This is a genomic window from Streptomyces sp. NPDC004721, assembly GCF_053601495.1.
Window position 1 is genome coordinate 65,799 of record NZ_JBSGBZ010000035.1, and the last position, 22,810, is coordinate 88,608.

Sequence of the window (22,810 nt, forward strand, 5' to 3'; positions counted from 1 at the left end):
CTCAGCCGTGCAGACTCTGCACCGGGTCCGCCGTCAGCTCCCGCACGGCGCGCAGGTCGCCTTCCAGCTGGTCCACGGCCGCGTACGCGCTCGCGACGCACGCGGGGATGCCGACCCCGTCGTACACCGCGCCGCACACCGCGAGACCGGGCAGCTTGCCGACGTGCTCGCGGATGCGGGCCACGCGCGCGTGGTGGCCGACGGGGTACTGGGGCAGGCCGTCGGTCCAGCGGGTGACGCGGGTCTCCAGGGGCGCGGCGTCCAGGCCGGTCGCCTCGCGCAGGTCGTGCCGGGAGACCTCGACGAGGTCGGCGTCCTCGCGCTGGAGGATCTCCGTCTCGCCGTACCGCCCCACGGAGGTGCGCAGCACGACCACGTCCGGGTTCTCGTCGGCGATCCAGCCCCACTTCTGGGAGGCGAAGGTGGACGCCTTGATGGTGCGGCCGTCGACGGGGGGCACCAGGAAGCCGCTGCCGTCGGGCAGGGCGGTGCCGGCGCGGCGGTAGGCGAGGGTGATCAGGGCCATGGAGGCGTACTCGACGGCCCGCAGCTCGGCGGCGGCCTCCGGGGACTCGGCCCGCAGCAGCCCGGCGGCGGCGGGCGCGGGCACGGCGACGACCACCGCGTCGGCGTGCAGCACGCGGTCACCGGCGGCCACCCGCCAGGACGTACGGTCCTGCCGGCGCAGCTCCGTCACGGGGGTCCCGGTCAGGATCTCGCCGCCGCGGGCCCGCACCGACTCCGCGACCGCGAGCGGCAGCCGGCCCACACCGCCCTCGACGCCCATGAACACCGGCCCGCTCTGCTGTGCGGCGGCCGCCGCGGCCTGGATCTCGCGGACCCCTTCCAGCAGCGAGTCGTGGGTCTGCGCGGCCCGGAAGAGTTGGGGGACGGCCGAGCGCATCGAGATGCGGTAGGCGTCGCCGGCGTAGACCCCGCCGAGCAGGGGCTCGACCAGGCGGTCGACGACCTCGCGGCCCAGGCGTGCGGCCACGTACTCGCCGACCGCCACGTCGTCGCCGACCTCCGTGCGGGGCAGCTCGTTGTCGCGCCCGATGCGGGCGAGGCCCTCCTCGGACAGCACGCCGGCCAGCGCGGAGGCGGTGCCGGGGACGCCCATGACGTGTCCCTTCGGCATGGGCCGCAGGGCGTCGCGGGTCCAGATGGAGGCGCTCGCCGTGGCGGGCGGCTGGAGGTGGCCGGCGAGTCCCGTCTCGCGCGCGAGGGTCACGGCCTCGGGCCGGCGGGCCAGCATCGACTCGGCGCCCAGGTCGACGCGGACGCCCGCGATCTCGCCCGGCAGCAGCTTGCCGCCGACCCGTTCCGCCGCCTCCAGCACGGTCACCCGCTTCCCGCGCTGCAACAGCCGGTGCGCGGCCGCCAGCCCCGCGACCCCGGCCCCGATGACGACGACATGGCCCGTGCCCGTACCCGTTGCGCTCATGAGCCCACTCTCTCAGACCGCTCCGACGTCGCTCCCGCGCCCCGGTGTCCGGCCCGAGTCATGAACGTGACCGCATCGGAACCGTTTTCGGCCAACGTCTCGCGCGGCTCGGGAGTCGAAGGAGCGTCATTGGTCAAGAAGACCCTCGGGGGTATGCCACATGCGCACGCGACGTTCCGTCCGGCCCGCTTCCGCCCTGGCCGGGCTCCTGCTCGCCACCGCCCTCGCGCTCACCGGGTGCAGCGCGGGCGGCAGCGACGACTCCTCCACCAAGTCCGCCGCGGCCGCGGCCGGCGGCGAGGCCCAGAAGGGCGCGGTGGACAGCGGCCGCGGCCCGGCCTCCAAGGCGAGGGCCACCGCGCCGCCCCGGATCGGCGCGAGCCACATCATCCGCACCGCCTCGCTCACCGTGCAGGTCAAGGACGTGCCGAAGGCACTCGACACGGCCCGCACCACCGTCGAGAGCGCCGGGGGCTACGTCGGCGACGAGAGCACCAGCCGCGACGAGGACGGCCACGAACGTACGCGCGTGGTGCTGCGCGTGCCCGCCGACAGGTACGACGAGGTCCTCAGCGGCCTGGAGGGCACCGGCAAGCTGATCGAGCGCACGGCGAAGGCGCAGGACGTCACCGACCAGGTCGTCGACGTGGACAGCCGCATCAAGTCGCAGCGCGCGAGTGTGGCGCGGGTGCGCGAGCTGATGGACCGGGCGACGCGGCTCAGCGACGTGGTCAGCCTGGAGGGCGAGTTGAGCCGCCGCGAGTCCGACCTGGAGGCGCTGCTGGCCCAGCAGTCGTCGCTGAAGGACCGCACCAGCCTGGCCACCATCACCCTGTCGCTGTCCCGGACCCCGGCCGCGCCGGTGGTCGCCGAGGACGACGAGCCCGGGTTCGTGGACGCGCTGGCGGGCGGCTGGCACGTGTTCGTCACCGGGCTCCGCTGGATCGCCCTGGCCATCGGGGCGCTCCTCCCGTTCGCCGCGGTGGCGGCTCTCCTCACGGCGCTGTGGCTGTGGGTCGTACGGCCCCGGCTGCCCCGGCGCCCCGCCGCCGCGACGCCCACCATGACCGCGCTGGGCGCGGTGCCGGACTCCCGGCAGGCGCCCGCGGACCCGGCCGGGAAGCCCGGCGGCGAACCGGACCCCCAGGACTGAGACGGCCTCAGGACTGGGACGGCCTCGGGACTGGGACGCCCCGTCCCCGTAGCGTGTTCGCATGGACGTGAGCGCTGCGCGGGATGCCCGGGGTACCAAGGAACGCCTTGTCGTGATCGGCGGCGACGCCGCGGGGATGTCCGCGGCGTCGCAGGCACGACGGCTGCGCGGGCCGGACGAGCTGGAGATCGTGGCGTTCGAACGCGGCCACTTCACCTCGTTCTCGGCGTGCGGCATCCCCTACTGGGTGGGCGGCGACGTCGGCGAGCGGGACCTGCTGATCGCCCGCACGCCCGAGGAGCACCGCGCGCGGGGCATCGACCTGCGGATGCGCACCGAGGTGACGGAGATCGACGTGGCCGCCGGCCGCGTGCGCGCGCGGGACGTCGATTCCGGCGCGGAGTCCTGGACGTCGTACGACAAGCTCGTGATCGCGACCGGGGCCCGCCCCGTCCGGCCCGACATGCCCGGCGCCGACGCGCCCGGCGTGCACGGGGTGCAGACCCTCGACGACGGGCAGACCCTGCTGAACAGCCTCGCACGCGCGCGTGGCCGCAGGGCGGTGGTGATCGGGGCGGGCTACATCGGCGTGGAGATGGCCGAGTCGCTCATCAAGCGCGGTTACGAGGTGACGGTCGTCAACCGCGGCCGGGAGCCGATGTCCACGCTCGACCCCGACATGGGCCGCCTGGTGCACCGGGCCATGTCGGGCCTGGGCATCACCATGGTCGACGACGCCGAGGTGACCAAGGTCCTCACCGGCGATGACGGCCGGGTCCGGGCGGTGGCGACCGCGGACGCCGAGTACCCGGCGGACGTGGTCGTGCTGGGCATCGGGGTACGGCCGGAGACCGCGCTCGCGCGGGCGGCCGGACTCCCGCTCGGCGCGCGCGGCGGGCTGCTCACCGACCGGGCGATGCGGGTGCGCGGCCACGAGAACATCTGGGCCGGCGGCGACTGCGTGGAGGTCCTGGACCTGGTCTCCGGACAGCTGCGCCACGTCCCGCTGGGCACTCACGCCAACAAGCACGGCCAGATCATCGGCACCAACGCGGCCGGCGGCTACGCCACCTTCCCGGGCGTGGTCGGCACCGCGGTGAGCAAGGTGTGCGACCTGGAGATCGCGCGCACCGGGTTGCGCGAGAAGGACGCCCGCCGGGTGGGCCTGAAGTTCGAGACGGTCACCATCGAGTCGACCAGCCGCGCGGGCTACTACCCCGGCGCCTCCCCGATGACCGTCAAGATGATCGCCGAACGCCGGACCGGCCGCCTGCTGGGCGTGCAGATCGTCGGCCGTGAGGGCGCGGCGAAGCGGGTCGACATCGCTGCGGTCGCCCTCACGGCCGGCCTGACGGTGGAGCAGATGACGGCCCTGGACCTGGGCTACGCGCCACCGTTCTCCCCGGTGTGGGATCCGGTGCTGGTGGCGGCCCGGAAGGCCGCGGCGAAGGTCCGTGACAGCATGGCGTGAGCGCTGGCCGGCCAGGATCTCCCGTTCGGGCATACGTATACGCGGACGGCGGCGTTCGCCGGTTCGGCGAGCGCATCGCGGGCAGAACTTTTCTGTGGTCATTCCCGTCCATGATGTGAACCCGGCGCGACGCACCCCGTGGGTGACGTACGCCCTGATCGCCGCGAACTTCGTCGTGTTCCTGCGCACCCCCGGCATCTCCGGGTCGTTCACGGGCAGCAGCACGCTGGCGCAGCTGTGCCATCTCCAGGCCTTCACGGAGCAGTACGCGCTGGTGCCCAGAGAGTTGATCCACCATCAGTTGCCGTCGCTGGTCCCGACGGGCGCCGTCGGGGTGGGCCCGCACGGCCCGGGCTGCGTGGTGGGACCGCCCGCCTACGACAAGTCGCCCGTGCTGTCGGTCCTCACGGCGATGTTCCTGCACGGCAGCTGGCTGCACCTGCTGGGCAACATGCTGTTCCTCCTCATCTTCGGCAACAACATCGAGGACCGCATGGGCCACCTGCGGTACCTGCTGTTCTACGTCGTCTGCGGCTACGCGGCCGGGTACGGCTTCGCGCTGCTCAACGCGGCCTCCAGTGAGCCCCTGATCGGCGCGTCGGGGGCGATCGCGGGCGTCCTGGGCGCCTACCTGGTGCTCTATCCCAGGGCGCGCGTGTGGGTGCTCGTGCCCTTCCTGATCTTCCTGCCGCTGCGGCTGCCGGCCTGGGTGGTACTGGGCTTCTGGTTCGTGCTCCAGGCGTTCTACTCCTCCGGCCAGGCCGTCGCCGAGGCGGGCACCGTGGCCTACGCGGCCCACGTGGTCGGCTTCATCGCGGGCATGGTGCTCGCCTGGCCCCTCAAGCCTGGCACTCCCCCACCCCCCGAACCGCGCAGCATCCTCTTCGGACGGCAGACGCGACGCGCCTGGTAGGGGGCGAGTCGGGGAGCAGCAGGCGGAATGTGCAGCCTTCGCCTGGGCGGGTGTCCAGTTCCAGGCGTCCGCCGTGTGCCTCGGCGATGGCCAAGGCGATGGCGAGGCCGAGGCCGGACCCCGGCCCCGGCCGCGACCCCGGCGGTTCGGCCCGGTAGAAGCGGTCGAAGACACGGGCCGCCTCGTCCGGGTCGAGGCCGGGGCCGCCGTCGGCGACCTCGATGACGCAGACGGGTGTGCCGGGCACGGGCGGCGGGCCGGTGCCGGTGCGCTCGGGGCGGTCTGTGCCGTAGCCGTGTTCGCCGGCGTGAACGGCGCCGACTCTGACGCGGACGCCGGTGTCGTCGGGGGTGTGGGTGCAGGCGTTGGAGAGGAGGTTGCCGAGTACCTGGGCGAGTTGGTGAGGATCTCCGGACGTCTCGACGATGTCGAGAGCGCGTTCGTGGCCGCCGGGGTGGGTGAGGAGCGGTTCGAGGGTGATGGTGCGCCGCGGATGGCGGACGGCGGTGGTGGCGATGGCGTCCGCGGCCAGGGAGAGCAGGTCGACGGGCTCGCGGTGCGGTAGGGGGGCGTCGCCGAGTGTGGCGAGGAGGAAGAGGTCGTCGACCAGACGGCTCATGCGCTCCGCGTTGTGGTTGATCAGGGTGTGGGCTTCATGTCGTCGCAGGTCGCTCATGCGGGGTTCGTCGAGGAGGAGTTCGGCGAAGCCCTGGATCGCGGTGAGGGGCGTGCGCAGTTCGTGACCGGCGTCCGCCATGAAGCGGCGCAGCTGCTGTTCGGAGGTCTCCGTGCGGTGCAGCGCGGTGCGCAGGCAGTCGAGCATCGTGTTCAGTGCCAGGCTGAGCCGGCCGACCTCGGTGTCCGGGTCGGTGATGGGAACGCTGAGTTCCAGGGCGCCTTCGGTGATGCGCTGGGCGGTCCGCTCGACGCGGGTGAGGGGACGCAGGCCGAGGCGGACGGCGACGTTGCCCAAGACGACGACGCCGCCGGCGACGCCGAAGCCGAGAACGACGCTGAACCAGATCATGGACCGGACACCGGCACGCAACCGATGAGGAACCGCCCGCCATGCCTGTCCCTGCCGACCCGACGGTCCTTCACCCGATGCCCGGGCAACCGCGGGTGGTGCTGCTCCGGCCGCTGGTGAAGTCCCCGCTGATCGAGGTCGGGGCGTACTCCTACTATGACGACCCGGACGACCCGACCGCGTTCGAGACCCGCAACGTGCTCCACCACTACGGGCCCGAGAAGCTGATCATCGGCAAGTTCTGCGCGCTGGGCACGGGAGTGCGGTTCATCATGAACGGCGCCAACCACCGCATGGACGGCCCCTCGACCTTCCCCTTCCCCACCATGGGAGGCTCCTGGTCCGAGCACTTCGACCTGCTCACCGGCCTGCCGAACCGAGGGGACACCGTCGTCGGCAACGACGTCTGGTTCGGCCATGGCACGACGGTGATGCCCGGTGTGCGGATCGGACACGGCGCGATCATCGCCACCGGCGCCGTGGTCACCTCCGACGTACCCGACTACGGCATCGTCGGGGGCAACCCGGCACGCCTCATCCGCACCCGCTACGACGACCGGGACATCGCCCGGCTGCTGGCGGTGGCCTGGTGGGACTGGCCCGCGGAGCACATCACCGAACATGTGCGGACGATCATGTCGGGCAGCATCGCCGATCTCGAAGCCGCCGCCCCGGACGCCCCGCACATGTGACGCGCGCACGGCCGGCTAGTGCTGTGACCGGAAAGGTTTGCTGTACTCGGGCGATGCGACAACGCGGCGAGGTGCCGTGCCGGGCGTCGCGAGCCGGTGAACCTTTCCGGTCGCAGCACTGGCGCCGAGGGCCGTGCCCCGGCGCGGGCCCCGGCGGTCAGAGGTCCAGCACCAGCCGGGGACAGCGGGCGCGGCCGACGCAGATCATCATGGTGTCGTTGGCGGCGCGTTCCTCCTGCGACAGGAGGCTGTCCCTGTGGTCGGGCACGCCCTCGACGACCTTGGTCTCGCAGGTGCCGCAGATGCCCTCCCGGCAGGAGTTCGGGGCGTCGATCCCCTGGTCCTCCAGCGCCTGGAGGATCGTCGTGCCGGCGGGCACGGTGACGCTGCGGCCGGTGCGCTGGAGCACCACCTCGAACTCCCCGTCGGCGTCCGGGGCGCCGGGCTCCCGGGGCGCCGCGGCGAACCGCTCGGTGTGCAGGGCACCGGAAGGCCACGGGGCGCAGAACCGCTCGACGGCGGCGAGCAACGGCTCGGGGCCGCAGCAGTAGACCGCAGTCCCCTCCCTCGGCACGCCCAGGAAGGGCTCCAGGTCGAGCAGGCCGTACTCGTCCTGCGGGCGCACCAGCACCCGGTCGCCGTAGCGGGCCAACCGCGGCAGGAACGCCATGCTCGCTCGCGTCCGCCCGCCGTACAGCAGCGTCCAGCGGGCGCCGACGGCGGCGGCCCGGTCCAGCATCGGCAGCAGCGGGGTGATCCCGATGCCTCCCGCGACGAACAGGTACTCGGGGACGTCGACCAGCGGGAACCGGTTGCGCGGCCCGGTCACCTCGACCTCCTGGCCGGGGCGCAGGGTCTCGTGCACCGCCCGGGAGCCACCGCGGGACGCCGGTTCCCTGAGCACGGAGACCCGCCAGACGGACCGGTCCGCGGGCGACCCGTTGAGCGAGTACTGCCGGGTGAGGGAGCCGGGCAGGCACAGGTCCACGTGCGCCCCCGGCTCCCACGCCGGCAGGTCGCCGCCGTCGGGCCGCCGCAGGTGCACCGAGACCACCCCTTCGGCCTCCCGGACCAGGGCGGACACATGCAGCCGAAGCCGCCGCTCCCCGTCCGCGACGGGTGCCGCCGCCATCAGGGCACCCAGCTCAGGGTGCGGCCCCGGGCGGAGCCGAGACGGACCACGGCGACCCGGGTTTCCGGACCGTCCGAGGGGCCTGGGCCGTCCGGGTGCCGGACGGCCACGTGCAGGGGGTCGTCTCCCGCCAGCACCATCGCGTCCGCGTCGGCCAGCAGGTGCCGTTCCTCCACCAGCAGCCGTCCCCCGGTGGAGACCAGGACCAGCACGTCGTCCTCGGCGCGGTCCACGGTCGTCCCGGCGCCGGGGTCGAGTACCTCGACACGGGCACGGACCGCGGCGGGGTCGGCGGCGACCTCCAGCAGCGCCCCGTCCGGCAGGGCTTCGGTGATCCGCCGCGCCCCGGGCAGCGGGGCGGTGCTGGGGCCGTGTCCTTCGGCGAGCAGCCGCACCTGCCACTGCCAGGGCTCACGGCGGGGCGTGTCCGGTGCGGCCGCGACCTCCCGGCAGCCGCCGTCCACCTGCCGGTGGGCGTTGGCGCGGAGCAGGAGCCTCATCGGTCGTCCTCCTTCGTCGTCACTCGGAACTCGAGGGGGTTTCCCACTCGAGGGGGTTCCTCAAGGGTGGGCGCCGGGGGCGCTCACCGCACGGCGGCCAGGAAGGCCTTGGTCCGTTCGTGCCGTGGTGCGGTAATGACCTGCCGGGCGGGTCCGGTCTCGACGACCTGGCCGCCGTCGAAGAAGACCACCCGGTCGGCGACCTCGCGGGCGAAGCTCATCTCGTGGGTGACCACGATCATGGTCATGCCGGACGCGGCCAGGTCCCGCATCACCCGGAGCACGTCGCCGACGAGTTCGGGGTCCAGGGCCGAGGTCGGCTCGTCGAACAGCATCAGCTTGGGCCGCATGCACAGCGCCCTGGCGATGGCCACGCGCTGCTGTTGTCCACCGGACAGGTGGCGCGGGTAGGCCTGGGCCTTGTCCTTGAGTCCCACCTGGTCGAGCAGGTCCAGCGCCCGCTCGGTGACGACCGCCTTGGGCTCCTTCAGCGCCCGCCGGGGTGCCTCGACGAGGTTCTCCAGCACGGTCATGTGGGGGAAGAGGTTGAAGTGCTGGAACACCATGCCGATCCCGGTGCGCCGGCGGCAGATCTCCTTGTCGCCCAGTTCGTGCAGCCTGGTCCCGCGCTGCTCGTAGCCCATCACCTCGCCGTCCACCCACATCCGGCCGCCGTCGACGGTCTCCAGATGGTTGATGCAGCGCAGGAAGGTGCTCTTGCCCGAGCCGGAGGGGCCGATGAGGCAGACCACCTCGCCCCGCCGGACCTCCAGGTCGACTCCCTTGAGGACCTCCAGCCGCCCGAAGTGTTTGCGGACCTTCTCGGCCCGGACCATCGGGACCGGTTCAGCGGTGGCACTGCCGGTGGTCATGACTGCCTCCCGGTGGCGATCGGCGCGTGGGTGCTCAGCATCTGCCTCAGCCGCTGGAGCGGGGTGGGCGGCAGCGTGCGGTTGCCGCGCGCGAACCGGCGCTCGACGTAGAACTGCCCGATGGTGAGGATGCTGGTGACGACCATGTACCAGATGCTCGCGACGATGAGCAGCGGGATGGTCTGAAAGTTGCGCGAGTACAGGATCTGCGCGGAGTAGAGCAGGTCGGGCACGGCCAGCACGCTCACCAGGGCGGTGGTCTTGAGCATGCCGATGGTCTCGTTGCCGGTCGGCGGGATGATCACCCGCATGGCCTGCGGCAGGATCACCCGGCGCATGGTCTGCATCCGGGTCAGGCCCAGCGCTCCGGCGGCCTCGGCCTGGCCGTGGTCGACGGACAGGATGCCGGCCCGGACGATCTCCGACATGTAGGCCGCCTCGTTCAGGCCGAGGCCGAGAATGGCCGCGACCAGCGGGGTGATCAGCCGGTTGGCGTCCAGGGACAGGCCCGGGATGCCGAAGGTCAGCGTGGGGTAGAGCGCCGCCAGGTTGTACCAGAACAGCAGTTGCACCAGCACGGGCGTACCGCGGAAGAACGAGACGTACAGGAACGCCGCGGACCGCACGACGGGGTTGACCGACAGCCGCATCACCGCGAGGACGATGCCCAGTACGACGCCGAGGACCATGCAGATCGCGGTGAGTTCCAGGGTGACGGCCAGTCCGCGGCCGATGGACACGTCCCGCAGGTAGGTGTTGACGACGTCCCAGCCGAAGCGGGGGTTGGTGAACACCGACCGCAGCGTCGCCGCGCCGATCAGCAGCAGTGCGGCCGCCGTCAGCCAGCGGGCCGGGTGCCGTTTGGGGACGACGGTCGGCTCGGTGTCCGGTGTCTTCGCCTCGGTCTCCCGGGCGAGCGGGGTGGGCAGGGCGGCCATGTCAGCTCCCGGACTTCAGGAGCAGGCCGGCGGGGACGTCCCACTTCTTCATGAGCGACTCCATGGTGCCGTCGGACAGGAGGGCCTTCATGGCCGCGTCCAGGGCCGGCTTGAGCGCGGAGCCCTTGGGCAGGGCGATGCCGACGGGGGACGGCTCGTAGTCGGTGCCGGGGGCGAGCTCCAACTTGCCGTTGGACGCCTTGGCCTGGAGCGCGAGGGAGACCGAGTCGGCCATCACCGCGTCGACCCGGCCGCTGACGACCGCGAGGTTGGCGCTGTCCTGGGAGGGGAAGAGCTCGGCCTTCACCGGGGCCTTGCCCGCACCGGTGCACTGCTGGGAGATCGCGGGCAGCTGGTCGAGACCCTGGAGGCTGCCCTTCTGGGCCGAGACGGTGTGCCCGCACAGCGCCATCGGGTCCATCTTCAGTCCGAGCGGGTTGCCCGCCTTGACCGCGATGCCCGAGCCGCCGTTGAGGTACGGCACGAAGTCGACGGACTTCGACCGCTCGGGGGTGATGGAGAACGCGGAGGCACCCATGTCGAACTTGCGGGCGGCCAGGCCGGGCAGGATGCCGTCGAACCCGGCGTTGACGTGGGTGACCTTCAGGCCCAGCCTGGCGCCGAGGGCGTCGGTCATGTCGACGTCGAAGCCGATCATCGTCTTGTTGTCGGTGTCGAAGTACTCGAACGGCCGGTAGGACGCGTCGCTCGCCACCGCGAGCACGCCCTTGGACTTGACGTCGGCGGGGAGCAGCGCCGCGGCCGCGGCGTCCACCGCCGCCGTGCCGGCACCACCGCCGGACGCCGCCGCGGACGGCCCCGGCCCGGCGGAACCGCCTTCGGCCGATGCGTTGGTACAGCCGGCAAGAGCCAGCGCGACGACTGCCGCGAGGAGGGGAAGACGTATCGGATGGCGCACGGGATCGTCCTTCTTGAAGGAGGGCAGGACAGGGGCGGGTGGTACGTCGACGAGGGCTGAGGGGCGGCCCCCGGGCGGCGATCAGCCGGTGCCCGGAGCGGCGGTACGACCGGACGGTCGGCGGATGGCGGGACTGACGAACGCCGGGCAGAGGGTGGCCCGAGCGGTACGCCGGGCGGTCGGCGGGTGGCAGGACTGGCGGTGAACCGGACGGCCGAGCGGGTGCCGGGACCGGCGGCACCACAACGGACAGAGGGTCACAGGACCGGCGGCAGGCCGGGCTTTCGACGGATGGCCGGGGACGCCGGGCCGTCGGCAGGTGGCACGACCGCCCGCACCATGACGGCCGGCGGGTGACCGGACCAGCGGTGCGCCGGGCGGTCGGCGGATGGGCGGGATGGGTGGTGCCCCTGACGGCCCAGCAGGTGGCAGGACCAACGGCACCATGGCGGACAGGCGGTGTCAGGGCCGGCGGAACACCGGACGGCGGACGGGCGGCGGGACGGCGGCGGTATGCCGGACGTCGGCGGGTGACCGAACCGGCGGCGCCGTGGCGGGTCGGCGGGTGGCAGGACCGGCCGTACGCCGGACGGTCGGCTGATGGCCGAACCGACGCTGCAGGGGGTTGGTGGGGCCGGCGGAGCACCGGGCGGCCCAGCGGGTGGCGGGACCGGCGGTACCGTGGCAGTCGGCGGGTGGTCGGAGTCGGGTGTGCCGGCGGTCAGCCGGACGACGGGGTACCGGCGGTCAGCCGGACGACGGGGTACCGGCGGTCAGCCGGTGGACGGGGTGTCGGCCTCCGGGCGGTGCGCCGCCAGGCGGTAGAGGGCGTCGCCCAGGTCCACCAGGGGTGGGCGGCGGACGACTGCGACGACGCCGGCGCGGTGGGCGAGGACGGGGACGGAGGGGCGGGCGAGTTCCTCGACGGGGTGGATCCGGGCGATGAGGTCTCCCTCCTCGACCTCCTGGCCGAGGCGGGCGATCGGCTCGAAGAGCCCCCGGGCGGGGGTGTACACGGCCCCGTCGGGGAGCAGGTCGATCCAGCGGGTCGGCGGGGCGGGCGGGGTGTCCGGCCCCGCCGGGAGGATCCCGGCTCCCGCCAGCACCCGGCGCAGTCCGTGGACCGCGTCGGACACGAACGCGGGGTTGACCTCGCCGCCGCCGCCCAGCTCGGTGGAGATCATCGCGACCCCGGCGTCATCGGCGGCGGTGGAGAACGAGCCGGGCTCGAACCGCGCGGGGACGACCATCGTCCACGGCAGTCCCATCCGCTCCGTCAGCCGCCGCTTGGCCTGCCAGGCCTCGGGGCCGGGGCCGTCGTAGACGAAGACCGACGGGAGGTAGTGGCCGGTCGATCCGCCGGAGTGCAGGTCCATCGCCAGGTCCGCGTGCGGCAGCAGTTCGCTGACCAGGGCGTCGGCGAGTTGGGCCGTGGGACCGCCCGTGCCGTTCCCGGGATAACTGCGGTTGAGGTTGCCGCCGTCGAGCGGGGAGACCCGGGCCGCGGCGCGGACCGCGGGCAGGTTCAGCGCCGGCAGGACGATGAGCCGGCCGGTCAACTGCCCGGGATCGGTCTCGCGCAGCAGGCGGTGCAGGACCACCTGCCCCTCGTACTCGTCGCCGTGGGTGCCGGCCACGAGCAGGGCCGTCGGGCCGGGGGCGCCGGAGAGCACCGCGACCGGGACGGGGACGACCCCGTTGTCGTGCCGGTTGTCCGAGTGGGTCAGGTGGAGGGCGCCGACCTGGCGCCCCGGCGCGTCCAGGTCGATGCCGTGCAGCCGCGTCACGGCCCTCAGCCCTTCACGGTCCGGCCGGCGGACTGCTCGGCGGACTGCTCCGCGGCGAGCAGACGGTTGAGGATCCGGCGGGCCTTGGCGACACCGGCGTCCTGCCCGATGAGCACGTCGTGCTCGCCGTCGGGCCGCTCCCGCATCCCGGTCTCCTGCTCCCGCAGCGCGTCGGCGTCCTCGCGCAGCACGGTCTCCAGGCCGACCTCGAGTTCCTTGGTGGCCCACTCGGCGTCGACCGCGAAGTTGCGGCTGAACGCGTAGTAGTACCAGGTGGTCCGCTCGTCGACCGGAGTGATCCCGTTGAGCACCTTGATGAGGTGGCCCTCCTCGCGCGGACGCCCCTGGGCGGTGATGCCGGAGTGCAGCACGTGGTAGCCCGGGATGTGGAACTCGGTGGCGTGGAACCGGTCGTAGAGTCCCTCGGTGCCCATGGTCCGCGCGTACAGCGGCGGCGCCTCGACGCCGGGCATGAACCGGTCCACGGTCACGACGTCGCCGTCCACCTCGACCGTGATGCCGTACTCGGGGATGTAGTCGTCGCCGACGGTCGTCTTGTGCAGGAACGTCTCGTGGGTGAGGTCCAGCAGGTTGTCGTGGATGAGGTCGTGACGGCACTCGAAGAGCATCGTGTGGGTGACCGTGGCCCACGCGGGGTCGTTCATCCAGTGCGTGTCGGGGACCAGGCTCTCGTCGGCGAGGTCCGCGTCGCCGGTCCACACCCAGATCCAGCCGTCCTTCTCCACGACGGGGTAGCGGCGTACGCGGGCCCGGGCGGGGATGGCGGCCTGCGCGGGGACGCGGGTGCACACTCCGTCGGGTCCGTAGGCGAAGCCGTGGTACCCGCACTCGACGGAGTCCCCCACGGTGCGGCCGGCGGACAGCGGGTAGGCGCGGTGGGCACAGCGGTCGGCGAGGGCCACCGCCGCGCCGTCCTGGGTGCGGTAGAGCACGAGCGGTTGCTTGCAGACGACCCTGCGCACGGGATCGCGGGTGACTTCCGTGGACCAGGCAGCGACATACCAGGTGTTCAGAACGAACACGGCCAGACCTCCTCTGGATGCAGTGCGCACACCGTATACAGTGGGTTCAGAGAAGACAACGGTCCGCGCGAGGTGGAATTCTTCGGCGGAAGCGGTATCCGGTTGGGGGTACGGCCCTCAGGGACGGAGAGCAGACGTGGAGCCTTTGCGCAGCGATCCCAGGGACACCAGGCCGTTGGGCGTCCGCGTGTACGAGCGACTCCGCGACGAGATCGTCTCGGGCGGTCTGGAGGCCGACGCCACCCTGGTGCAGGAGCAGGTCGCGGAGCGCCTTGGCGTGTCCCGCACCCCGGTACGGGACGCGCTGAACCGCCTCGCCCACGAGGGACTGGTCACCTGGCTGCCGGGCAGCGGATACATCGTCAACGCCCTCCAGCCCAAGGACATCGCCGAGGTCTACCAGGTGCGCCAGTCGATGGAGACGCTGGCCCTGCGCCTGGCCTGCGGCCGGCACGACCGGGCCCGGCTGGCCCGGCTCGAGGCGGTGATCGAGGAGATGGCGGCCACGGAACCGGCCGACGCGGCGGCGCAGTTCGAACTCAACCGGACCTTCCACCGGCTGCTGATCGAGCCCTGCGACAACGCGCTGCTCCTGCGCATGATCGACACCCTCTGGGACCACCCGGTCAACCGCCGCATCACCCGCTCCTACGTCCACGAGCCGGGCAGCGTCCCGGTCATGGTGAGCGAGCACCGCGCCATCCTGGAGGCCGCGGGCGCGGCGGACGAGGACCGCCTGGTCCGCCTGGCGACCGAGCACATGTACACCGGCTACCGGCAGACCCTGCCCGCGGACAGCGGCCTGGAGCTGGTACCGGGGCCGGAGCAGTCGCGCTGAGAAGCCGAACGGGGCCGCCGGCGGTGCGGCGGCCCCTCGGCCGGAGAACCCGGGTCCCGGTCAGACCGTTTCGGGGGTCCTGGTCTCCTCCGTGAAGTCGATCTCCGGCGGCGGGGTCCGGAACAGCCGGGTGAGATGGGCGAGGTAGAGCACGCCCACGGCGAGCCAGATCAGGCCCAGGGTGATGGCCTTGCCGTCGAGGCGGGTCAGCAGCCAGATGTCGACCGCCGCGCCGATCACCGGGAAGGCGACGTAGGTGAGCGGGTTCAGTCTGCGGCCCGCGCGGCGCTCGCGCAGGAAGGTGGCGATCACGCTGAGGTTCACCGAGGTGAAGGCGGTGAACGCGCCGAAGTTGATGAAGGACGTGGAGGTCGCCACGTTGAGTCGCAGCGCGATGAGTCCGATCGCCCCCGTCAGCACGATGTTGACGGCGGGGGTGCGGAACCGGGGGTGGACGAACCCGAAGAAGCGGCGGGGCAGCACACCGTCCCGGCCCATCGCGAACAGCAGGCGGGAGGCGCTGGCCTGGGCGGCGATGCCCGAGGCGAACTGAGCGACCACCAGACCGGCCAGGAAGATCGAGGAGAACAGGCTCCCGGCGATCGTCTTGGCGATCTCGAAGGCGGCCGAGTCCGGGTCGGTGAAGGTGCTCCCCGGGTGCACGAGCTGGGTCGTGTACGCGAGCAGGACGAAGATACCGCCGCCGATCAGGGCGATGAGCATGATCGCGCGGGGGATGGTGCGCCGCGGCTCGACGGTCTCCTCGGTGAGGGTGGTGACGGCGTCGAAGCCGAGGAAGGAGTACGCGGCGATGGCCGCTCCGGCCGAGACGCCGACCAGGGTGCTGTTGTCGTTGAGGAACGGCGTGGCGCTGAACAGCCCTCCGGCGCCCGAGTGGCGGAAGACGTGGAGCAGCGAGAAGAGCGCGAAGAAGCCGATGACGAGGACCTGGAAGATCATGAGCAGGTCGTTGGTCTTCTCCGCGGTGCGGATGCCGCGCACGTTCAAGGCGGTGGTGATCGCGATGAAGCCGACGATCCAGACCCAGAAGGGCACGCCGGGGAACTGGGCGTGCAGGTAGGCGCCGCCGATCAGCCAGATGACCATGGGCAGGAAGAAGTAGTCGAGGAGCGTCGCCCACCCGACGAGGAAGCCCGCCCTGGAGTCGATGGCCCGCCGCACGTAGGTGTAGGCCGACCCCGCCACCGGATGGGCCGCGGCCATCTTGCCGTAGCTGTGCGCGGTGAAGATCATCGCGACCATGGCCAGCAGGTAGGCGGTCGGCACGGTGCCGTTGGTCGTCTGCGCGATGACCCCGTACGTGCCGAGCACGATCAGGGGGGTCATGTAGGCGAGGCCGAAGGCGACGACTGATCTGAGGGTCAGGGTCCGGTTCAGCGTCGGGGTGGGCTGTTCCATGGCGGGGCTCCAGGGGGGCGCGTAGGGGCCGGGCGGGCTTCCGGGGGTGTGTCGGCGGGCGCGGGGGACGGGGCGGAGGCGGACGTGCCGGGCGGTCAGCCGCCGGCGCGGCGGTCCGGATTCCAGCGGCGGGGGTCGATCCGCCCCTGGTACAGCGGCAGTTCGATCGGGGCGTCACCGTCCTGGAACTGGTCCCACACGCGGTTGAGGCCCGCCGTGCCGTGGGTCCGGACCCGGGTGACGTCGTCGAGGTCGAGCACGTCGGTGAGGACGGTGGGCAGGGCGTCGGGGGCCTCGACCCGTACCCGGCCCTCCGGGTCCACCACGAGACTGCGGCCGGTGCCGACCGGGCCCGCGGTGTTGACGCTGATCACATAGACCTGGTTCACCATGGCGTTGGCCCGGGCCAGGACCAGTTCCTGGGCACGGTCGGCGGTCGTCGTCATGACCGGATTGACGATCACTTCCGCGCCCATCCAGGCCAGATGCCGGGAGACCTCGGGGAACCACGCGTCGTAGCAGATCGCGAAGCCGATCCGGCCCGCCTCGGCCAGGTCGGCCACGACGAAGCGGTCGCCGGGGTCGTACGGCTCGTAGGGGCGCCACGGGAAGACCTTGCGGTACGAGGCCGCGAGCCGGCCCTCGGGCGAGAAGGCCAGAGCGGTGTTGAACAGCTCGCCCTGCGGACCACGCTCGCACACGCTGCCGGGCAGCAGCCAGATCCCCAGGTCACCCGCCAGCTCGGCGAGCATCTTGGTCCGGGGGCCGCCCAACGGCTCCGCGGACTCCCGCAGCCGGGCCTCCCGCTCCTCCCGGGCACCCTCCACCCCGCACAGGTGCAGCTCGGGATAGACCGCCAGACGGGTCCCGGGGAACCTCGCGAGGAGGTCCTGGACCTCGTCGGCGAAGCCGGCCAGCGGCGAGCGGGAGGAGCGCGGAGGGGCCTGCGCGAGGGCGATGGGCAGGGGCCGGGACACGGGAGTCACCACTTTCGGACAGCAGGTGGCCTGATGGCGAAAAAAAATAGAGCACGATGAGCACTTAAACAAGAGTGTTCAAGATGAGCACTTTTGAGTACGGTGTCGCCATGCCCGGCTCCCCCGTGAACTCCCGCCCGGCGCGCGCGGAGCAGGCCACGCACGGCCTGAACGCGCCGCCGCTCACCGCCATCCGGCGGCTGTCCGCACTGGACGCCGTACGGGCCCGTATCGGGCTCGCCGTGGATCTCGGCCTGCTGGCGCCCGGTGAGCGGCTGCCGGGCAGCGACCGGATCGCCGAGGCCCTGGGCGTTTCCGAGATCACGGTCCGCCGGGCCCTGGTGGCCCTGTGCAAGGAGGGCGTGCTGGAGCGCAGACGCGGCCGCACCGGCGGGACGCTGGTGGCCGAGCGGCCCGCGCACTCGACGGTCGGGGCCATCGAGACGTACCGGGCGGCGTCGGCCGACGTGCACCAGCTGATCGACCACCGGCTCGTCCTGGAGTGCGGGGTCGCGCATCTGGCCGCGGTCCGCGGCCTCGACCCGGAGTCCGCGCGGGAACTGGACCGGCTGCTCGAGGAGATGGACCGGGCCCCGAGCTGGGCGGAGTTCCACGGCTGCGACGAGCGGTTCCACATGGCGGTGGCCGCCGCGACCGGACTCGACTCCGTCGCCGACCCCTACGGCGCCGTGCTACGGGAGCTGTACCGCTACTACCTGCCCTACCCGCTGGACTTCCTGCGCCACTCCAACGACGAGCACCGCGCCCTGGTGAAGGCGATACTGCGCGGGGACGCGGCGGAGGCGGCCGAGGTGGCGCGCCGGCACGTCGAGGAACTCCACAAGAGCATGTTCATGGACCTCCTCGACCGACGCTGACGGGCACCGGCGGTCCACTGCCGCGCCGGGCGCACACCCCCTGCCGCAGCCGGTCCGGCGCACCCGCGGCCGGTCCCGGCACCCGCACCCGGCCGTCGCGGCGTTCGCCCACGTCACCGAAGTGATCCGGGGCGGGGCTCCGGCCGCCGCGTCCCGGCGGCGATCACACTCAAGAGCACGACCGCGGAGCCGATCACGGCCGCACGCGGTGAAGGAGGATGTCATGTCCACCGCGCGCGAGGAGCGGGCCCGGGCGGCCGGGGAGGCCGACCGGCTGACGGCGCAGGGAGTGAGCGGGGTCGTCCTCACCATGGTGGACACCGCGGGCATCACCCGTGTCAAGACCGTGCCGGTCTCGGCGCTGCCCGACGCCGTGCGGTGGGGTGTCGCCATGCCGCCGGTCTTCGACCTGTTCCTGGCCGACGACTCCGTCACCACCGGCGGGCACACCGGCGCCCCCGAGGGCGACCTGCGGCTCCTGCCCGACCTCGACCGGCTGACCCCGCTGGCCGCGCAGCCCGGCTGGGCCTGGGCGCCGGCCGACCGCCACGACCAGCGGGGCACTCCGTACCCCGGCTGTCAACGGCTGTTCGCCCGGCGGATGACCGAGCGGGCCGCCGAACGCGGCCTCGCCCTGCGGATGGGCTTCGAGACCGAGTGGGTGGTCGGCCGAGACACGGATCCGTCCCCGTCCCCGTCCCGCCCGGCCGCGGGCCCCGCGTACGGCATGGCACGCTTCGTCGAGCTGTCCGACTACCTGCGCGACGTGCTGGACGCCCTGGTCGCGCAGGGAGTCGCCGTGCAGCAGTTGCACCCGGAGTACGCGCCCGGCCAGTTCGAGGTGTCCGTGGCACCCGCGGACCCGGTGGGAGCGGCCGATCTGGCGGTGCTCGTGCGGGAGACGGTCAGGGCGGTCTCCGCGCGGCACGGGCTGACGGCGTCGTTCGCCCCGGTCGTCGAGGCAGGAGCGGTCGGCAACGGACGCCACCTGCACCTCAGTCTCTGGCAGGACGGCCGGAACCTGTGCCGGGACGGGGACGGCCCGCACGGCATGACGGCGGTCTGCGAGGCGTTCCTCGCGGGCGTCCTGCGGGAGCTGCCCGCGCTGCTCGCCCTCGGCGCGCCCTCGGCCGCCAGCTATCTGCGGCTCGAACCCTCCCGCTGGGCCGGCGCGTTCCAGTGCTGGGGCCCGGAGAACCGGGAGGCCGCGATCCGCTTCGTCGCCGGGGCACCGGACGCCGGCTGGGCGGCGAACGCCGAGATCAAGAGTTTCGACGCGGCGGCCAACCCGTACCTGGCGGTGGGCACGGTCATCGCCGCCGGCCTCGCCGGGATCGACGCCGCCGCGACCCTGCCGCCACCCGAGGTGGGTGACCCCGCCGAGGTGGGAGGGCACAAGCGGCTGCCCACCTCGCTCACCGAGGCGCTGGCGCACTTCGAGCGGTCGGCGGTGCTGCGCGAGGCGCTCGGGGAGTCGCTGTTCGGCGCGGTCGTCGCGGTACGGCGTGCGGAGGCCGCGCGGTTCGAGGGGGCGACCCCGCAGAGCATCGTGGCGGCCACCCGCCTGCGGTACTGACGGCCGGCGACCGGCCGCCGAAGGGCCCGCCCCGCCCTTCCCCCGGTGCGCCTGGCAGCGGGGGAAGGGCGGCGGGTCAGCGCGCGGTCTGCGTGTGGACGTACTCGACGAGGTGGGTGAGCGCGTCGGGGTCGGTCGAGGGCATGACGCCGTGGCCGAGGTTGAAGATGTGGCCCTCCAGTCCCGCGGCCGCGTCCAGCACCTCCCGGGCCTTGGTCTCCATGGCCTTCCGGGGCGCGAACACCACGGTCGGGTCGAGGTTGCCCTGGAGCGCCTTGCCGGGGCCGACACGGCGCGCGGCCTCGTCGAGCGGGACTCGCCAGTCGACGCCGACGACGTCCGCGCCCGCCTCGCCCATCAGGCCGAGCAGCTCACCGGTGCCGACGCCGAAGTGGATGCGCGGGACGCCGTACCCGGCAACGGCCTCGAAGACCTTGGCGGAGGCGGGCAGCACCGAGCGGCGGTAGTCGACGGGCGAGAGGGCGCCGGCCCAGGAGTCGAAGAGCTGCACGGCGCTCGCGCCCGCCTCGATCTGCACCTTCAGGAAGGCGGTCGTGATGGCGGCGAGGCGGTCGAGCAGGTCGGCCCACAGCTCGGGGTCGCCGTACATCATCGCCTTGGCGTTCTCGTACGTCCGGGAGGGGCCGCCCTCCACGAGGTAACTCGCGAGGGTGAAGGGGGCGCCGGCGAAGCCGATGAGCGGGGTGGACCCGAGCTCGCGGGTGAGCAGGCCGATCGCCTCGGTGACGTAGGAGACGTCCTCGGGGGTCAGGTCACGCAGCCGCGCGAGGTCCTCGCGGGTGCGCACCGGGCGCTCGACGACCGGGCCGATGCCGGGCTTGATGTCCAGGTCGATGCCGATGGCCTTGAGGGGCACGACGATGTCGCTGAAGTAGATCGCCGCGTCCACGTTGTGCCGGCGGACCGGCTGCAGGGTGATCTCGGCGACCAGCTCCGGGCGCATGCAGGACTCGAGCATCGGGATGCCCTCGCGCACCTTGCGGTACTCCGGCAAGGAGCGCCCGGCCTGCCGCATGAACCACACGGGGGTGTGCGGCACGGGTTCACGCCTGCACGCCTTCAGGAAGGCGGAGTCGTAGGTGGCTGTCTGCGGCTGCCGGCTTGCGGGCGTCTGGTTGGCACTCACGCCCGCAAGTCTCGCATGCCCCCGATGACGCGAAGGCCCCGGTGTGCGGCCCCCGGACGGCGGCGCCGACGGCGGCGGGGTGTCTTGCCCTGCACAAAGGCCCGGTTCCCCTTAATCTTCCCGGCATGGCTGCGGCTCAGGGACGACTGTCGGACGGCACTGGCGGAATGGACGATCCGAAGGATCCGGGAAAGGGGGACGGCGATGCGAGCAGGGCGGCTCAGGCTCCCTTGCCCTTCCGGGCGGCGGTCGAGGCGCTGAGGACCGCGCGGCTGCGGCCGCAGCTGGAGATCGAGCAGGTCCCGCCGCCGCAGCGGCTCGCCCCGTTCACGTACGCGCTGGAGGCCACGGTCGTCGACGGGGAGCAGGACCTGGCCGACGGCCGGCTGGTGCTGCTGCACGATCCGGCCGGGCACGACGCCTGGCAGGGCACGTTCCGGCTGGTGACGCTGGTGCGCGCGGAGCTGGAGCCGGAGATGGCCGCCGACCCGCTGCTGCCGGACGTGTGCTGGTCGTGGCTGACCGGGGCGCTCCAGGCGCGCGGGCTGATGTACGGCGAGCCGAGTGGGACCGTCACGCGCGCGAGTTCGCACTACTTCGGCGGGCTGTCGTCGCGCCCGGCGGCCTCGCAGATCGAGATCCGCGCCTCCTGGACGCCCCGGGAGGGGCTGGGCGAGGTGCCGGACACCGCGGCGCACCTGGCGTCCTGGTGCGATCTGCTCGCCCAGGTCGCCGGGCTGCCGCCGGCCGGTCCTGGGGACGCGTCGGTGGTGACGCTGCCGCAGCGGCGCGGCCCGCAGTCGCGTTGACGCCGGACCCCCGCACTGACGAGGGACTGGCACCCACGCTGACGAGGTCCCGCACCCGTGCGCGTACACCTGTCCGGGTGCCTTACCGGCTTCTTGCCGTTTCTTTGTCGATACGGCCACTTTCAGGCAGGTATCGCTCCCTAATGACACTCAAGTGAACCGATTCGACCTTCGGATTATCGACAATACGTTCGAATTAAACGCTCGGTCACTCACCAGATCGTGATCATTCTCTAAAGGACACCGGGTTTGGTGCCGAAGACCACTGTGACCTTGCAAACACGGTTCTTCCCGGCTTCATCCCCACAAGCCGGCCCCGTCCCCCCACCCCCCAGGAGGCCTGGTGTCCGTTCTCCTCGAGCAGCCCGCAAGCCTGGTCGCCTACCGCCCGAACAAGCCGACCGCCATGGTCGTCGTGGCGGACCCGCGCGTCCGTTCCACCGTCACCCGTCATCTGTGGGCGCTTGGAGTCCGTGACGTCATCGAGGCGTCGTCCGTCGCGGAGGCCCGTCCCCGTATCGGCAATCCGCGTGACATCTGCGTAGCCGACGTCCACCTGCCCGACGGCTCCGGGCTCACACTGCTGTCCGAGACCCGTGCCGCCGGATGGCCCAACGGCCTGGCCCTGTCCGCCGCCGACGACATCGGCGCCGTTCGCAACGCCCTGGCCGGCGGTGTCAAGGGCTACGTCGTCACCGGCACCCGCACCAACGTCGGGCTACCCACCCGGCCCGGCGCCGCCCCCATCGGCGCCGCGGCCGCCCGACTGCACCGCCGCCCCCCGGGCGCCCCGAGCCACCCGGGTGGTTTCCGCGAGCTCTCCGGCCGCGAGGTCGAGGTGCTGCGGTTGGTCGCGGAGGGCCAGTCGAACAAGGCCATCGGCGTCTCGATGGGCCTGTCCGCGCTGACCGTCAAGAGCCACCTCGCCCGCATCGCCCGCAAGCTCGGCACCGGCGACCGGGCCGGCATGGTCGCCGTAGCCCTGCGGACCGGCATCATCCACTGACCACCCCGACTGCCCCGACTGCCCCGACTGCCCCGACCAGCCCCTTTCTCGATTTGTCCGTCTCCATCCCCGATCCCCCGCACGCCTCTCCCCCGTCCCCCCACCAGCACGTGCAGCACCCGACCCGTCCGCCCGAGAAACCGTCCCCTTCCCCGGTCGTCCCCCCGGTCGCGCTCCGCGCGTGCCCCCTGCCGGTCGTGCACCGGACGTATCACCTGCCTGACCGGTTTACGACCCCCCGGCGCCCGCCGACGGAACGTTCCGTCGGC

Annotated in this window: 21 protein-coding genes; 9 read left to right on the forward strand and 12 right to left on the reverse strand. The window is 72.7% G+C overall.

The annotated features are described in order from the left end of the window. Position 1: 1 nt before the first annotated feature. On the reverse strand, positions 2–1,444 hold the full coding sequence (gene hemG, locus ACWEK3_RS27925; RefSeq protein ID WP_453250875.1) for a protoporphyrinogen oxidase: 1,443 nt from the start codon (positions 1,442–1,444) through the stop codon (positions 2–4). A 160-nt stretch (positions 1,445–1,604) separates the two neighbouring features. Between hemG and ACWEK3_RS27930 the strand changes: the two genes are divergently transcribed. The 3 genes from ACWEK3_RS27930 to ACWEK3_RS27940 all read left to right on the forward strand — a co-directional run bounded on the left by ACWEK3_RS27930 (position 1,605) and on the right by ACWEK3_RS27940 (position 4,981). After that, the gene (locus tag ACWEK3_RS27930) at positions 1,605–2,597 is read left to right on the forward strand and encodes a DUF4349 domain-containing protein (protein WP_453250876.1); all 993 of its coding nucleotides are present in this window, start codon (positions 1,605–1,607) and stop codon (positions 2,595–2,597) included. 61 nt (positions 2,598–2,658) lie between these two features. Further along, complete coding sequence (locus ACWEK3_RS27935; protein WP_450545827.1) at positions 2,659–4,068, forward strand: FAD-dependent oxidoreductase; 1,410 nt, start codon at positions 2,659–2,661, stop codon at positions 4,066–4,068. A 94-nt stretch (positions 4,069–4,162) separates the two neighbouring features. Next, entirely contained in the window at positions 4,163–4,981 is an 819-nt protein-coding gene (locus tag ACWEK3_RS27940) for a rhomboid family intramembrane serine protease (protein ID WP_361426362.1), read from the forward strand. Here the strand turns inward: ACWEK3_RS27940 and ACWEK3_RS27945 are convergent. Then, entirely contained in the window at positions 4,908–6,008 is a 1,101-nt protein-coding gene (locus ACWEK3_RS27945) for a HAMP domain-containing sensor histidine kinase (protein WP_453250877.1), read from the reverse strand. The two genes, ACWEK3_RS27940 and ACWEK3_RS27945, sit on opposite strands and share 74 nt — an antisense overlap. Before the next feature lie 41 nt (positions 6,009–6,049). Here ACWEK3_RS27945 and ACWEK3_RS27950 point away from each other — a divergent pair, with 41 nt between their 5' ends. Further along, positions 6,050–6,700, forward strand: a complete 651-nt coding sequence (locus ACWEK3_RS27950) for a CatB-related O-acetyltransferase (RefSeq protein ID WP_453250878.1) — start codon at positions 6,050–6,052, stop codon at positions 6,698–6,700. A gap of 157 nt (positions 6,701–6,857) precedes the next feature. On the opposite strand, the gene ACWEK3_RS27955 is transcribed toward ACWEK3_RS27950, so the two are convergent. The 7 genes from ACWEK3_RS27955 to ACWEK3_RS27985 form a co-directional block, all read right to left on the reverse strand. Continuing rightward, positions 6,858–7,832 (reverse strand): PDR/VanB family oxidoreductase, encoded by a 975-nt coding sequence (locus ACWEK3_RS27955; protein ID WP_450545821.1) that lies wholly within the window; start codon positions 7,830–7,832, stop codon positions 6,858–6,860. Beyond that, entirely contained in the window at positions 7,832–8,332 is a 501-nt protein-coding gene (locus ACWEK3_RS27960; RefSeq protein ID WP_453250879.1) for a hypothetical protein, read from the reverse strand. The genes ACWEK3_RS27955 and ACWEK3_RS27960 overlap by 1 nt, the downstream gene beginning before the upstream one ends. Positions 8,333–8,415: 83 nt before the next feature. Continuing rightward, positions 8,416–9,204 carry an amino acid ABC transporter ATP-binding protein gene (locus ACWEK3_RS27965; RefSeq protein WP_376543278.1) on the reverse strand — a complete coding sequence of 263 codons (789 nt, stop codon included), beginning with the start codon at positions 9,202–9,204 and terminating at the stop codon, positions 8,416–8,418. Further along, positions 9,201–10,142 (reverse strand): amino acid ABC transporter permease, encoded by a 942-nt coding sequence (locus tag ACWEK3_RS27970; protein ID WP_365424546.1) that lies wholly within the window; start codon positions 10,140–10,142, stop codon positions 9,201–9,203. The genes ACWEK3_RS27965 and ACWEK3_RS27970 overlap by 4 nt, the downstream gene beginning before the upstream one ends. A 1-nt stretch (position 10,143) precedes the next feature. Continuing rightward, positions 10,144–11,061 (reverse strand): ABC transporter substrate-binding protein, encoded by a 918-nt coding sequence (locus ACWEK3_RS27975; protein ID WP_453250880.1) that lies wholly within the window; start codon positions 11,059–11,061, stop codon positions 10,144–10,146. A 773-nt stretch (positions 11,062–11,834) separates the two neighbouring features. After that, entirely contained in the window at positions 11,835–12,848 is a 1,014-nt protein-coding gene (locus ACWEK3_RS27980) for a succinylglutamate desuccinylase/aspartoacylase family protein (RefSeq protein ID WP_453250881.1), read from the reverse strand. Positions 12,849–12,853: 5 nt separating this feature from the next. Next, entirely contained in the window at positions 12,854–13,891 is a 1,038-nt protein-coding gene (locus ACWEK3_RS27985; RefSeq protein WP_450545812.1) for an aromatic ring-hydroxylating dioxygenase subunit alpha, read from the reverse strand. Between the two features lie 187 nt (positions 13,892–14,078). Here ACWEK3_RS27985 and ACWEK3_RS27990 point away from each other — a divergent pair, with 187 nt between their 5' ends. Further along, positions 14,079–14,729 (forward strand): GntR family transcriptional regulator, encoded by a 651-nt coding sequence (locus ACWEK3_RS27990; RefSeq protein ID WP_453250882.1) that lies wholly within the window; start codon positions 14,079–14,081, stop codon positions 14,727–14,729. A 60-nt stretch (positions 14,730–14,789) separates the two neighbouring features. Here ACWEK3_RS27990 and ACWEK3_RS27995 read toward each other — a convergent pair whose 3' ends face one another. After that, positions 14,790–16,148, reverse strand: coding sequence for an APC family permease (locus tag ACWEK3_RS27995; RefSeq protein WP_450545808.1), 1,359 nt, complete (start codon positions 16,146–16,148; stop codon positions 14,790–14,792). A 95-nt stretch (positions 16,149–16,243) separates the two neighbouring features. After that, positions 16,244–17,125, reverse strand: a complete 882-nt coding sequence (locus ACWEK3_RS28000) for a carbon-nitrogen hydrolase family protein (protein WP_450545806.1) — start codon at positions 17,123–17,125, stop codon at positions 16,244–16,246. An 83-nt stretch (positions 17,126–17,208) separates the two neighbouring features. Here ACWEK3_RS28000 and ACWEK3_RS28005 point away from each other — a divergent pair, with 83 nt between their 5' ends. Together ACWEK3_RS28005 and ACWEK3_RS28010 are read left to right on the forward strand one after the other, a co-directional pair. Next, positions 17,209–18,003: a FadR/GntR family transcriptional regulator gene (locus ACWEK3_RS28005; protein WP_453250883.1), complete on the forward strand. Its 795-nt coding sequence runs from the start codon at positions 17,209–17,211 to the stop codon at positions 18,001–18,003. A 223-nt stretch (positions 18,004–18,226) separates the two neighbouring features. Then, positions 18,227–19,579 carry a glutamine synthetase family protein gene (locus tag ACWEK3_RS28010; RefSeq protein ID WP_450545802.1) on the forward strand — a complete coding sequence of 451 codons (1,353 nt, stop codon included), beginning with the start codon at positions 18,227–18,229 and terminating at the stop codon, positions 19,577–19,579. A 76-nt stretch (positions 19,580–19,655) separates the two neighbouring features. Here the strand turns inward: ACWEK3_RS28010 and hemE are convergent, their stop codons facing one another. Then, positions 19,656–20,726: a uroporphyrinogen decarboxylase gene (hemE, locus tag ACWEK3_RS28015; protein ID WP_450545800.1), complete on the reverse strand. Its 1,071-nt coding sequence runs from the start codon at positions 20,724–20,726 to the stop codon at positions 19,656–19,658. Positions 20,727–20,851: 125 nt separating this feature from the next. On the opposite strand from hemE, the gene ACWEK3_RS28020 reads away from it, so the two are divergent. Continuing rightward, on the forward strand, positions 20,852–21,535 hold the full coding sequence (locus ACWEK3_RS28020; RefSeq protein WP_450545798.1) for a DUF3000 domain-containing protein: 684 nt from the start codon (positions 20,852–20,854) through the stop codon (positions 21,533–21,535). Between the two features lie 343 nt (positions 21,536–21,878). Then, positions 21,879–22,541: a response regulator transcription factor gene (locus tag ACWEK3_RS28025; protein ID WP_100572546.1), complete on the forward strand. Its 663-nt coding sequence runs from the start codon at positions 21,879–21,881 to the stop codon at positions 22,539–22,541. Positions 22,542–22,810 lie beyond the last annotated feature (269 nt).